Genomic DNA, 12,425 nt, shown 5'->3' with positions numbered 1-12,425 from the left:
TGATTAGACCGGTCGTCTAGTTTTTGGTTAAAAAAATCCCGCCACCTGTGTGGCGGGGAGTATCTGTTATTGGCCGCTGTTATCCAGCTTGCCTGCGAGTATGTTGTCAGTGGTTTGCATTGCCAGGTTGAGGGCGTTTTTATCCTGAGTCAGCTTGCTCATCAGGCTGGCCCCCAGCCAGAGGTTGTATAGTAGCTGCGCCGTCTGGTCACTGTTGCTGACTTTGACAGAGCCATCCCGGTTACCGGCTTCGATACATTCGGCAATGGTGGCAATGATCCGCTTGGCGCCTTGCAGCAGCGCCATACGCATAGGCTCAGAGAGATCGGCCACTTCGGCACTCAGCTTTACTACCAAGCACTTTTGCGCGCCACAGACATCGGCGTCGCAGTCCAGCCAGAGTTGCCAGTAGCTTTGCAGCCGCTGCAGCGCCGGAGTGCGCTCATGGCCCAGCAGTGCCTGCAGCTTATCCTGATAATCGTTGAAATAGTCTTTTATCAGGGCTTCACCGAACTGCTCCTTGGATTTGAAGTAGTGGTAGAAGGAGCCCTTGGGGACTTTGGCATGTTGCAGCAGTTGTGACAGGCCAACATTGGAAAAGCCTTTGGTTACGACGAGCTGGTAACCCGTGTCCAGTATGTGTTGGCGTGTGCTTTGTGTCTGTGTGTTCATGGCGGCCAGTATAATCACCATTAGACCAGTCGTCTAGTGTTTTATTTGAACAGCACTTGTTTTGCATGGAGCCTCGTTAGCACTATCAAGTGACAAAGGAAACGCGACAGGAAGTAACTGGATGAAAAGCTATGAATTAAAGCGTTCAGCGTTAAAGTAAACGGAGTCATGTCGGTAGAAACTGTATTTGCAAATTCAGTTGTACGAACTCAGCTGTGCAAACTCAGCTGTGCAAACTTAGTCTGAAGCCGAGTTTTATGGGCCGTATTGAGCCACTGCCTTTCAACAGGGCGGTTTATTGTGGCTTAGCTCTGTGGCTTAGCTCTGTGGTTTGAGTCCTGGATGAATACCATTTTGCCCAAGTGCCGGCTCTATCGGCGATAATCAAAAGGCGGGGGCGATCATCAAAAGACGGGGAAGGAGCAGGGCAAAGGGAAGATTGGCTTTATAAAATAGCCAATAAAAAGCGAAGCCCAGTGCTTCGCTTTTTATTGGCTGGGAGTCAGGCGCTTATTCGCCTTGCTCGACCCCGGCGCGGTTGAGCAGGAACTGCGCCAGCATAGGAACCGGACGACCGGTTGAGCCCTTGTTGGCGCCGCTGTTCCAGGCTGTACCTGCTACATCCAGGTGGGCCCAGTGATACTTCTTGGTAAAGCGCGACAGGAAACAGGCCGCCGTGATAGAACCGGCAGGGCGTCCGCCCAGGTTGGTCATATCGGCAAATGGGCTGTCCAGCATCTCCTGGTACTCATCCCATATCGGCAGGCGCCAGGCGCGGTCACCACTCTGCTCACCGGCATTGAGCAGCTCGCTCGCCAGTGGGTTATGGGCAGAGAACAGACCTGAGGCGTGTTTACCCAGCGCGATAACACAGGCACCTGTCAGAGTGGCGGTATCGACCACCAGTTCAGGGTCGAAGCGCTCCACATAGGTGAGTACATCACAAAGCACCAGACGGCCTTCGGCGTCTGTGTTGAGCACTTCCACGGTTTGGCCGCTCATGGTGGTGAGAATATCACCTGGGCGGTAGGCATTACCGGAAGGCATGTTTTCACAGCCGGCCAGTACCCCAACCACATTGATAGGCAGCTTCATTTCACAGATGGCCTTCATGGTACCCAGTACCCCGGCAGCGCCGCCCATGTCGTATTTCATTTCATCCATGGCTTCGCCCGGCTTGAGCGAGATACCACCTGAGTCAAAGGTCAGGCCCTTACCTACAAGCACTATCGGCTTGGCGGTCGTGTCGACGGCACCCTGATATTCCATCACTGTCATGATGGACTCATTGGCACTGCCACGGCCCACGGCCAGGTAGGCGTTCATGCCAAGCTTGGCCATCTGCTCTTCACCGACAGTGCTGACCTTCAGGTTCTCATGCACTTCGGCCAGTTGCCGGGCCTGCGAGGCCAGATAAGCCGGGTTACAGATGTTGGGTGGCATATTGGCCACGTCGCGGCACAACTGCATACCGGCGGAAACGCCGACACCGTGCTCAATGGCGCGCTCGCCGACCGTCAGTTCACGGCGGGTAGGGACATTGAATACCAGTTTGCGCAGTGGGCGGCGGGTCTCGCCCTTGCGGGTCTTGAGTCCATCGAAGCTGTAGAGGGTAGAGCTGGTGGTTTCCACGGCCTGGCGCACTTTCCAATAAGTGTCGCGGCCTTTAACGTGCAGTTCGGTCAGGAAGCAAACGGCTTCCATTGAGCCGGTATCATTGAGGGTGTTGATCGTCTTGGTGATGATCTGCTTGTATTGGCGCTCGTCTAGTTCTCGTTCTTTTCCGCAACCTACCAGCAGAACCCGCTCACTCAGTACATTGGGTACATGATGCAGGAGCAACATCTGCCCGGGCTTACCTTCCAGATCGCCGCGACGCAATAGGTTGCTGATGTAACCTTCACTGATTTTGTCCAGTTGTTCGGCGATGCCGGACAGGCGACGGGGTTCGTAAACGCCTACAACTATGCAGGCCGAGCGCTGTTTTTCGGGGCTGCCGCTCTTTACGCTAAACTCCATGAGCTCTCCTAGATTCTTTTAAAGACAAACTTTTTTATTTATTGGATAATGTCTGCTTGTGCCGCCCAAAGGCGGAAAATTTCCTGCAGCAGGGGGCTGGTTTGGCTGACAAGAATCATACGCCTGAAACAACCAAAATGCCGCCTGTTATGGTCAGAAAACTATCAAAAGTAGACAGTCTACATGAAAGTAACACTGACACCAGCAAAAAGATAAGTTTGGATACCGGATTCAGCCTGTGATTGTATTTAGATACTTGATCCGCGAAGTTTTGAAGGCACAAATAGCGGTGCTTTCAGTCTTGTTAGCTATTTTTATCAGCCAGCAATTTGTCCGCATCCTGGCCGATGCCTCCGACGGCGAATTTCCCGCCTCCCTGGTGCTGACTCTGATAGGCCTTAATCTGCCCGAATTGACGGTGCTTATCCTGCCCCTGAGTTTGTTTCTGGGGATCTTGCTCGCCCATGGCCGCATGTATGCAGAAAACGAGATGGTGGTCTTTCACGGGGTCGGTATCAGCGAATGGTATGTCACCCGGGTAACCCTGATCCTGGCGTTGCTCAACAGCCTGTTTACCGGTTATCTGGCGCTTTATGTTGCGCCTTGGGCGCAGGACAAACAGCACGCGGTTTTGGAAAAGGCTCAGTCAGAGGCCGGGTTAGCCGCCCTGGTTCAAGGGCGATTTCAAACCAGTGCCAATGGCCGGGCTGTGCTCTTTGTTGAAAAAATCAGTAAAGACAATGAGCTGGAAAAAGTCTTTGTGGCCCAGCTTCCCGATGCGGAAGATGAGAGCGGCGTTACCAACCTGGTCGTGGCCCATGGTGGCCGGGTGGTGGAAGACACAACAGGTGGCCAGCGGCTCAAGCTCGATGACGGCGTGCGTTATCAGGGAGCACCGAACCGGGTGGATTACCAGGTGATTGAGTTCGGCGGTTATCAGATGCAGCTCAAAGAGCAGGAAGTGAATGAGAGGGATCGCAAGTTATCTGCCGTGCCTTTCAAGGAGCTGCTCAATACGCCGGGGCCGGAAGCCGTAGCCGAATTCCACTGGCGACTGGCGATTCCGCTGGCTATCCCTTTGATGACGCTGATTGCTGTGCCGCTGGCGCGGGTCAATGTGCGCCAGGGCAAGTTTGCCAAGGTATTCCCGGCGGTATTGCTCTATCTTGGTTATTTCGGCTTGATGGTCGCCGGGCGCAAGGCGCTGCAGGATGAGGTGATCCCGGCCTGGCTGGGAATGTGGTGGATCCATGCCTCGGCATTGGTGATGGGCATCTTGCTGATAGGTAAGGGCAGACCTTTGGGCACTCGCCTGACAGGCCTGTTCAAACGCCGGGGGGCCGCAGCATGAAGATACTGGACTGGTATATTGCCAGAGTATTGCTCAGCACCTCTGCCCTGTGTCTGCTGATTTTGACCGGGCTTTCCGGAATCATCAAATGGGTCGATCAGCTGCGTTTGGTAGGGCGGGGCAGCTACACCATGATGGATGCCGCCGTTTATGTGCTGTTTTTGATCCCAAGAGATGTGGAGATGTTCTTCCCCATGGCCGTGTTGCTTGGGGCGCTCATCGGCATGGGCATGCTGGCCTCCAACTCTGAACTGATAGTGATGCAGGCCTCCGGCATGTCGCGGCTGCAGATCACCCTGTCGGCGATGAAGACGGCTGTTCCTTTGATGCTGATGGTAATGGTACTGGGGGAGTGGGGCGCACCGGTGGCGGAGCAGAAGGCCTATGAGCTTAAGACCAATAAGATCTCCGGCGGCAACCTGATTAAGTCCCACCGCGGGATTTGGGCCAGAGACGGAAACCTGTTCGTCAATATTGGCGAGATTGAAGATGTGACTCGTCTTGGCAATATTACCCTTTATGAGTTTGACTCTGAGCTGAAGCTGGCCAGTGTGGTGCACGCCGAGCAGGCTATCTATACCAAGGAATATTGGCGTTTATTGGAGGTTCGCCGCACTGTGTTCAAAAATGAGCAAGTGGTGCTGGATAACCTCAAGGAAGACAGATGGCCCTCCAGTTTGACACCGGACAAGCTGAGTGTGGTGTCGGTTAAACCCGATGCCCTGTCTATCCGCGGTTTGGTCGGTTATCTCGATTATCTGAAGAACAATAATCAGGATGCCAGTCGCTATGAGTTGGCGCTGTGGCGTAAGGTGATGCAACCCATCACAGTGGCTGTGATGATGCTGGTGGCGCTCTCTTTTGTGTTCGGGCCACTGCGAACCGTTACTATGGGAGCCAGGGTGTTACTCGGGGTGATAGCCGGCTTTACCTTCTATATCTGTAATGAGATCTTCGGCCCCATGAGCATAGTCTATGAGCTGCCGGCCTTGATGGGGGCCATGATGCCGAGTGTGCTGTTTACCGGCGCGGCTATCTACTATATCCGCCGCTGAGGACGCTGAGGATTGAGGGCTTGAGAGTAAAGCCGCTGTGGTTTAAAAGCCTCCTGTGCCGATTAACGTTATGAAAAAGCCCTGTCAGTGACAGGGCTTTTTGCTGTGGTTTGCGTATTGGAGACATCTATAAAGCGTTATTTTAATGCTACCGCTACCTGGGTATTTCAGGCCATTACCTCAGAATCAGTGCCTCAGGCTCCGTGCCAGTTGCGCAGTGAGTTGGCTTCTTTACTGAGAAGCACCACTTCGGAGCGGGTCATGCTGTCCTGCAGTGCCAGTTTGTCACCACTGAACAGGATCCACAGGTTGCCTATCCCCAATAAGGACCAAACCACCCGTGCCAGCGCGGTAATAAAACTCAGGTTTTGGCCGTTGGGATGCTGCACCTTGAGGCGCCAGGCGCGCATGCCCAGAGTCTGGCCGCCCTTGGACCAAAAGAGAGCGTAGAAACCGGCCACACAGCAGGCCAGCCACAGCTGATAGAGGCCGTGATAGAGGCTGTTGCCATTGAGCAGATCCGAAACATGTTCATAGTTCCCCATGGGAATGAGGCCGGAGGCGGTCAGGCCGGTAAAGATCCCAAACCCTATGGCACCAGCAAACATGTAGACGGCTACCGCCAGCAACAGATCATAAACGGCGGCACCGAGGCGCTTGAAAAAGCCGGCTCGGGGAAAATTGGCGTGCTCTGGATTTATCATGGCTTAACCCTCTTTTGGGCAGGTATTAACCCTGCTCTTCTTCTTTGACAAAGTGGATATGACGAAATCCCATACGGGCGAATTCACTGGTGCGATAGCTCTTCAGGGCGCCGCCGCCTTTGGCTGTCATGGCGACTTGCTGCTCCATCGCCAGAAAACGGCTGAGATCTATTCCCTCGGCGGCGGCAACAGCCTCGTACATGTCGTGGTATTTGTCATAGGCAAAGTTGATCACTTTCGCGACCCCCTTGTATTCATAGGCGACCTGACGTGCCATCTTGTGTCCTCATTAAAGCAGTGGGCTCAAGCGAACTTACTGCGAAATATAAAATAAACGGCGCCGAGCATACATAACCCGGCCCAGAGATAGTCCAGTTTCAGTGGTTCTTTAAGGTAATAGAATGAAAAAGGAACAAACAGACTCAGGGTGATGACTTCCTGAAGTATCTTGAGTTGGCCCACATTCATCACACTATAACCAATACGGTTGGCCGGTACCTGCAGAAGATATTCGAACAGGGCTATCCCCCAACTGACCAAGGCGGCAATTATCCAGGGTTTACCTGAAAGGGACTTGAGGTGGCCGTACCAGGCAAAGGTCATAAAGATATTGCTCAGGCACAATAAGCCTATGGTGATGAGTGTGGGTTGCATCTGTCAGCGGGCTACCGGATAGACCATATAACTGGCGTCATCGGTATAGGTGGCCAACGATTTTTCGATACGCTTGTGGTTAAAGCCAAGCTTTTCCCAGTAACCACAGGCGCCCTGTACTGCCACCAGTGACAAGGAACCCAGGCGCAGTTTTTCCGCCTGCAGTTTGAGGGTATCAAACAGTTTGCGTCCGGCGCCGAATCCCTGAGCCCTGTTGCTGATGGCAATATCATGCAGATAAAGGGTGTCGGCCTTTGGCAGTGTGGTAATCGCCTTGTACAGTGGCGGAGGGGTGTCTTCGGTCCAGGGATGAGCCAGACAATAGCCTACCACCTGGTCACTCTTTTCAAGGACATAACAGGTTTGCGGTGATGCCTGCCACTTGCTCTTGAGTACATGTAAAGGTTCGGGGGCCAGTGCGTGGTAGCACTCTGCTTGAATTTCGCCTATGGCTTGCCAGTCATCCTGGCTAATGGCGCGTATCAACATCTGAATTCACTTTCTCTTTGCAGTTACTTCGTAGAAACGCGCCATTATACCATTTTTGCAGATAAATTAATCCAGATAGCGCTGTTGCAGATGGCGCTGCAGGAAGTTGGGATCCAGACTCTGCCCTGTAGCGCTGCGGATCAGTTCATCGGTTTCCAGCAGGCACCCCTTGGACCAGATTTTTTCATCCAGCCAGTCGCAAATCTGCCCCAGCTTATCCTGGCTCAGCAGGGCTTCAATGGGGCCCAATTCGGCTTCCATGGCAAATCTCAGCTGGGCGGCGTACATGGCGCCCAAGGTGTAGCTGGGGAAATATCCCAGTTCGCCCAAGGTCCAGTGAATATCCTGCATGCAGCCATCTTTATAATTCCCGGCAGTACTCAGCCCCAGATATTGCTGCATCTTCTGATCCCAGAAATCGGGTAGGTCTTTCACCTCCAGGCTGCCGTCGATAAAGGCCTGCTCGGCTTCAAATCGCAGCAGTATGTGCGCCGGATAGGTGACTTCATCGGCATCGACCCGGATAAGACCCGGCTTGACCCGGGTGATATTGTCGATCAGTTCATGGGCCGATACCGGGCAGTCGAGATGTCGGCGAATTCTCGGATAGAGCTTGCTGATAAAGGCGCGGCTGCCGCCGAGTTGCATCTCAAAAAACAGGCTTTGACTCTCGTGGATCCCCATGGAGCGAGACATTCCGGCGGGTTGTCCTCGCCAATCCTTTGGCAGCGCCTGCTCGTAACGGGCATGACCCGTTTCGTGAATAGTGGAGGTGAGGGCAGCGATAAAGTCATCTTCCGTGTAGCGACTGGTCAGGCGGATATCACCGGGCACGCCACCGCAAAATGGGTGCGAGCTGACATCCAAACGCCCTTGGTTGAAATCAAATCCCAGGTATTGCATCACCTCCCGTCCCAGCAGCTTTTGGTCTGCTATCGGGTAGTCGCCGGCGCTGCTTTTGTAACTCTGGTGCAGCTGTTTGTGCTTCACTTTTTGGATAAGCTCGGGCAACCAGTCCCGCACCGCTCCGAGAGTGCTCTCCAGCCGTTTACAGGTCATGCCGGGTTCAAATCTGTCCAGCATGGCATCGTAACCTGCCTTGCCTGTGTGCGCCGAGCGAGCCTGGGCTTCTTCTCGCACCAAGGCGATTACCGCCTCGAGATTGGGGCGAAACCCTTGCCAATCGTTGTTATGCCGCTGTTCGCGCCATTGGTTTTCGCAGCGATAACCCGCCAGCGTCTTGGCCTGTACCAAGTCCCCCGGCACGGCGATGGCTTGGGCATAGTGCCAGCGCATCTCTCTGAGATTGGCCCTCTGTTCGATACTGAGTTCGGCGGCTTTGGCTTCGGCGCCATCCAGCCATTCGGCAAGCCTGGGCGAGGTTTTTAAACTGTGAATGTGTAATGCCAACTCGGCCATCGCCTCGGAGCGGGCCTCGCTGCCGCCCATAGGCATCATGGTGGCTTGATCCCAGTCCCCCAGGGCACTGAAATGCTCGAAGTGGCTGATGGTGCGAAAGTGCTGGCAAAGTTGCTGGTATTCGGTTTTGGCAGTCATGGTTTGCTCTAAAATATTGGCATGCATCAGAGGGAACAGTTCTTATGCTAACCAAGCCAAGGGATCGTTCTCAAGTGTTTTTCGGCAGTTTTTGTTTTTGCGAAATGTAATTAAATTAATGCCTTGTAATAAAAAACAAAGTTTAAAATTCGGTTTTGTCTGGGCGTTGCTGGCGTAAACCTTGTGGTTTGTTGCAACACTAACCCAAGCAAAGATAGCCTCAGTATGGAGTGGCTAACATTAATGTGAGCCGCTGCAGATTTCTGACGTTAAATGCAGATAAAAGCTATTGGAGTCAAAGCTTGCCAAGGGGTACACTCAGTAACGACCTGAAATAAACAGGCTTATATGGAATATTGACGACAGGTACAGTCGTCTACAAGGAGGAATCCTGTGCTGGACTTTTTTCTGGCCCAGTCCAATCTGCCCTATGCTGTAGCCTTGGCGATAGTGGCACTGCTTGGAGTGATAGAGGGACTCACACTAATCGCGGGTATCAGCCTGATGGCCGCTATGGATGACTGGCTTCCCGATGCCGATCTTGATACTGACCTACCTCAGGGGGGACTGACAGCGCTGGCCGGTTGGCTCTGCCTGGATAGGCTGCCTGTGCTCATCTGGTTTGTACTGGCACTGGGATGTTTCAGTATTACGGGCTACCTGCTTAACTATTTTTCCTGGCTGCTCACCTCAGCCCTGTTGCCGCAAGTGTTTTCTTTGCTGCTGGCCTTGCCGCTGGCTGCGGTTGCCTGCCATTTCCTCGGTGGGCAGTTGGCCAGAATTCTTCCCAAAAATGAATCCAGCGCCGTCTCAATCGAAGATCTCAGCGGCAGCGTAGGCACAGTAACGCTCGGCTGTGCCATCAAGGGTAATCCCAGCGAGGCCGTGGTTCAGGATCAGTACCGTCAGAAACACTATGTCCTGGTCGAGCCCGAGGACGAAGACACCGAATTCCCGGCAGGGGTGCAAGTGGTGCTGCTCAGACGCAGCGGCCGCGTGTGGTCTGCCACCCGTTTTGAACAATAATCTAACCAAAGAAGGAAACAACAGGAATGGAAACCATCCCGGGTTTAAATACCAGCGGCACCAGTATGTTGCTGTTTACCGCAGGCGCAGTAGTGCTCTGCCTGTTGGTGATAGGGTTTATTTTTGCCAAGCTCTATTGCCGCGCCACCAAAGAGATGGCCTTTGTGCGCACGGGTTTCGGTGGTGAAAAGGTAGTCAAAGATGGCGGCGCCATTGTCCTGCCGGTACTGCATGAAATTATTCACGTCAATATGAACACCCTGCGCATCGAGGTGGGCAAGACCCAAAAAGATGCCCTGATCACCAAAGACAGAATGCGGGTGGACGTCAAGGCCGACTTTTACTTGCGGGTGGCCCCCAATGCCGAAGGTATCTCCATGGCGGCCCAGACATTGGGCGGTCGCACCAATAGGGTGGAAGAGCTCAAGAAGCTGATGGAGTCCAAGTTTGTTGACGTGCTGCGCGCCGTGGCAGCCGAAATGAACATGACAGAGATGCACGAACAGCGGGCCGACTTTGTACAGCGGGTGCAGAACAACGTTGCCAACGATCTTGAGAAAAATGGTCTGGAACTGGAGTCGGTTTCTCTGACAGGTTTTGACCAGACAGAGCTGGAGTTCTTCAATGAGAACAACGCCTTCGACGCCGAAGGTCGTGCCAGACTCGCCAAGATCATCGAAGAAAAGCGCAAAGAAACCAACGATATTCAGCAGGACAACCGGATCCAGATTGAACTGCGTAACCTGGAAGCCGAAAAAGAGTCGCTGAACATCGAAAAGGCCGAAGAGGAAGCACGTTTGATCCAGCAGCAGGCACTGGAGTTCAAGCGCGCCGAGCAAAAGGCCGAGATCATCAAGCAGAAAGAGCAAAAGCAACGTGAGGAGCGGGAGGCGGAAATCGCCAAGGAACGCGCCATCGAGTCGGCGGAAATTGAAAAGACCAAAGACATAGAAACCCGCGAGATTGAAAAGCGTAAGCAAATTGAGCAGGCCAGAATTCAACAGCTGCGAGATATCGAAGTCTCCGAACAGGAGAAACAGATTGCGGTTGCCGCCAAGTCGGAAGAAGAATCTGCCGCCAGGGCCCGCGCCGCCGAGGCCGAAAAGCTCAAGGTTGAAAAAGAGGAAGCGGTAATCACAGTGCGTCAGGTGGCTGAGGCTAATCGTCGCAAAGAGATTGAAGTTATCGACGCCCGTAAAGAGGCAGAGCGGGAAGCCGTTGGGGTCACAGTTCAGGCTGAAGCCGAGAAACGCGCCGCCGAAGATAGATCCATAGCGATACTGACCGAAGCCCGCGCCAGTGCCGATGCCAAGATGCTCAAGGCCGAGGCCGATGAGAAGGTGTATGCGGTGGAAGCGGCCGGTAAACAGGCACTGCACGAAGCCGAGAACGTGTTGCGTGACGAGCAAGTCGCCCTGCAGCGCTCACTGGCGATCCTCAAAGTTCTGCCTGAAATCGTCGCTAATGCGGTTAAACCATTGGAAAACATCGAAGGCATCAAGATCCTTCAAGGCTATGGCAGCGGCGTAACCGGCCAACTGGGGACAGCTTCCGATGGCGCCGGTGTCAAGGGCGGTATTGCCGAGCAGGTTACCAGTGCGGCACTCAACTACCGTGCCAACGCGCCTGTGGTCGATGCCATGCTCAGAGAGTTGGGGTTGGTAGATGCCGAAAAGGGCGGGCTGAATGATCTGCTGAGTGGCAACAATATGCTCACCCATGAAGCGCTGCAAATCGCCCGGGATACCAAGGCCAGTGTCGAGCCCAAAGCGGAGACGGTAAAGCCTGTCAGCCAAAACAATGTGGCCTATGAAGTGACTTTGGATATAGATAAGCCTGAGCAACCGAGAAACGCTTAAGCCCAGTTGTACTCATCAATGAATGCCCTCCATCGGAGGGCATTTTCTTATCAGGCATAGCTTCTTATCAGGTATAGCTTCTTCTTATCAGGTATAGCCTTGGAAAATTCGTTTTCAATTTTCCAAGCCGGCCTCGGCTACGCCAATATGCAAATAACGCCTAGCGGCGGCTTTGAAGGGGAATTGGTGTAATTCTGTTAGCGCTGAGTAGCTTGAAACATCAGAAGTGCCTGCAGACATACACCTCATTTCCAGGCACAGGCGGAACTGTGACCTTCCGAGGCATGGATGCCGAGGCAGAGCTTACAGGGAAGTACTCGCAGCGAGTCACAGGATCGCCTGTGCATAAGCCTGCGGCAGGCAATGGGAGACGTCCGTCGCTGGAAGCTCAATCAACGTTATTTGGCTATTTGGGGCTGAAAGCCATGCTAGCCGCTGTGGCAGCGGCCTAAAGTCGTGGTGTTCCACTCCACACCGGGCAAGGGGCTTTGCTTGTCCAAAGCCCCTTGCATCCCCAAGGACACCCCGACGTAGCCGAAATCCCCGCTGGCTTATGAAACAAATTGGCTACACTCAGGGCTCGCATCCGTGCTCGACCTTCGAGCCTCGACATCCCTGTCTCGGCTACGCCAATTTGCAACAACGCCAACGGCGGCTCCGAAGGGGGATTAGTGCAACTCTGTTAGTCCTGAGTAGCTTGAAATATTTGAAAGATCTGCAGACATACGCCTATTTTCCAAGCATAGGCGGGACTGTGACCTTCCGAGCCAGGGATGGCGAGGCAGAGCTTACAAGGACGTACTCGCAGCGAGTCACAGGATCGCCTGTGCAAAAGGACCGTTCTCGGACGTCCTGTCCTTCACGGCATTCGGGCTTCCTGCCCATCCGCACTGCAGGTGATGGGTTACAACTTAGCTAGCCGCTAGGAGCAAGTTCATTAGTAAGTTTTGGCTTAAAGCCATGATAGCCGCTGTGCCAGCGGCGTAAAGTCGTGGAGCTTCGCCCCACACCCGACCAAGAAGGGATCAACAGCAATCCC

At 53.7% G+C, this 12,425-nt stretch carries 11 protein-coding genes; 4 read left to right on the top strand and 7 right to left on the bottom strand.

What is annotated here, in order from left to right:
- Positions 1–66: 66 nt before the first annotated feature.
- Both CX651_RS08785 and pepA read right to left on the bottom strand, forming a co-directional pair.
- Entirely contained in the window at positions 67–672 is a 606-nt protein-coding gene (locus CX651_RS08785; RefSeq protein WP_101055726.1) for a TetR/AcrR family transcriptional regulator, read from the bottom strand.
- A gap of 510 nt (positions 673–1,182) precedes the next feature.
- Positions 1,183–2,691: a leucyl aminopeptidase gene (gene pepA, locus CX651_RS08780; protein ID WP_028781604.1), complete on the bottom strand. Its 1,509-nt coding sequence runs from the start codon at positions 2,689–2,691 to the stop codon at positions 1,183–1,185.
- A gap of 238 nt (positions 2,692–2,929) precedes the next feature.
- Here pepA and lptF point away from each other — a divergent pair, with 238 nt between their 5' ends.
- On the top strand, positions 2,930–4,042 hold the full coding sequence (gene lptF, locus CX651_RS08775) for an LPS export ABC transporter permease LptF (protein ID WP_101055606.1): 1,113 nt from the start codon (positions 2,930–2,932) through the stop codon (positions 4,040–4,042).
- Complete coding sequence (gene lptG / locus CX651_RS08770; RefSeq protein ID WP_101055604.1) at positions 4,039–5,097, top strand: LPS export ABC transporter permease LptG; 1,059 nt, start codon at positions 4,039–4,041, stop codon at positions 5,095–5,097. Before lptF ends, lptG begins: the two co-directional genes overlap by 4 nt.
- Before the next feature lie 194 nt (positions 5,098–5,291).
- On the opposite strand, the gene CX651_RS08765 is transcribed toward lptG, so the two are convergent.
- The 5 genes from CX651_RS08765 to CX651_RS08745 form a co-directional block, all read right to left on the bottom strand.
- Positions 5,292–5,801, bottom strand: coding sequence for an RDD family protein (locus tag CX651_RS08765; protein ID WP_028781602.1), 510 nt, complete (start codon positions 5,799–5,801; stop codon positions 5,292–5,294).
- Positions 5,802–5,826: 25 nt separating this feature from the next.
- Positions 5,827–6,078 carry a DUF2960 domain-containing protein gene (locus CX651_RS08760; protein WP_025011397.1) on the bottom strand — a complete coding sequence of 84 codons (252 nt, stop codon included), beginning with the start codon at positions 6,076–6,078 and terminating at the stop codon, positions 5,827–5,829.
- A gap of 26 nt (positions 6,079–6,104) precedes the next feature.
- On the bottom strand, positions 6,105–6,455 hold the full coding sequence (locus CX651_RS08755) for a DMT family protein (protein ID WP_025889282.1): 351 nt from the start codon (positions 6,453–6,455) through the stop codon (positions 6,105–6,107).
- Positions 6,456–6,458: 3 nt separating this feature from the next.
- A complete protein-coding gene (locus CX651_RS08750) occupies positions 6,459–6,944 on the bottom strand; it encodes a GNAT family N-acetyltransferase (protein ID WP_025011398.1) in 486 nt (161 codons plus the stop codon).
- 66 nt (positions 6,945–7,010) lie between these two features.
- Positions 7,011–8,501 carry a carboxypeptidase M32 gene (locus CX651_RS08745; RefSeq protein WP_101055724.1) on the bottom strand — a complete coding sequence of 497 codons (1,491 nt, stop codon included), beginning with the start codon at positions 8,499–8,501 and terminating at the stop codon, positions 7,011–7,013.
- Between the two features lie 393 nt (positions 8,502–8,894).
- On the opposite strand from CX651_RS08745, the gene CX651_RS08740 reads away from it, so the two are divergent.
- Together CX651_RS08740 and CX651_RS08735 are read left to right on the top strand one after the other, a co-directional pair.
- Positions 8,895–9,527: a YqiJ family protein gene (locus tag CX651_RS08740; protein ID WP_039033177.1), complete on the top strand. Its 633-nt coding sequence runs from the start codon at positions 8,895–8,897 to the stop codon at positions 9,525–9,527.
- A 26-nt stretch (positions 9,528–9,553) separates the two neighbouring features.
- A complete protein-coding gene (locus tag CX651_RS08735) occupies positions 9,554–11,386 on the top strand; it encodes a flotillin family protein (RefSeq protein WP_101055602.1) in 1,833 nt (610 codons plus the stop codon).
- Positions 11,387–12,425 lie beyond the last annotated feature (1,039 nt).

The sequence above is a fragment of the Shewanella chilikensis genome (assembly GCF_002836945.1).
Taxonomy (GTDB): domain Bacteria; phylum Pseudomonadota; class Gammaproteobacteria; order Enterobacterales; family Shewanellaceae; genus Shewanella; species Shewanella chilikensis.
The sequence above is the reverse complement of the archived record's forward strand: the minus strand, read 5'-3'. Positions and strand labels throughout refer to the sequence as shown.

Excerpts from the sequence above, each read along its gene's own strand:
- CX651_RS08785 (WP_101055726.1), bottom strand. The coding sequence starts at position 672 with ATGAACACACAGACACAAAGCACACGCCAACACATACTGGACACGGGT.
- pepA (WP_028781604.1), bottom strand. The coding sequence starts at position 2,691 with ATGGAGTTTAGCGTAAAGAGCGGCAGCCCCGAAAAACAGCGCTCGGCC.
- lptG (WP_101055604.1), top strand. The coding sequence starts at position 4,039 with ATGAAGATACTGGACTGGTATATTGCCAGAGTATTGCTCAGCACCTCT.
- CX651_RS08765 (WP_028781602.1), bottom strand. The coding sequence starts at position 5,801 with ATGATAAATCCAGAGCACGCCAATTTTCCCCGAGCCGGCTTTTTCAAG.
- CX651_RS08760 (WP_025011397.1), bottom strand. The coding sequence starts at position 6,078 with ATGGCACGTCAGGTCGCCTATGAATACAAGGGGGTCGCGAAAGTGATC.
- CX651_RS08755 (WP_025889282.1), bottom strand. The coding sequence starts at position 6,455 with ATGCAACCCACACTCATCACCATAGGCTTATTGTGCCTGAGCAATATC.
- CX651_RS08750 (WP_025011398.1), bottom strand. The coding sequence starts at position 6,944 with ATGTTGATACGCGCCATTAGCCAGGATGACTGGCAAGCCATAGGCGAA.
- CX651_RS08745 (WP_101055724.1), bottom strand. The coding sequence starts at position 8,501 with ATGACTGCCAAAACCGAATACCAGCAACTTTGCCAGCACTTTCGCACC.
- CX651_RS08735 (WP_101055602.1), top strand. The coding sequence starts at position 9,554 with ATGGAAACCATCCCGGGTTTAAATACCAGCGGCACCAGTATGTTGCTG.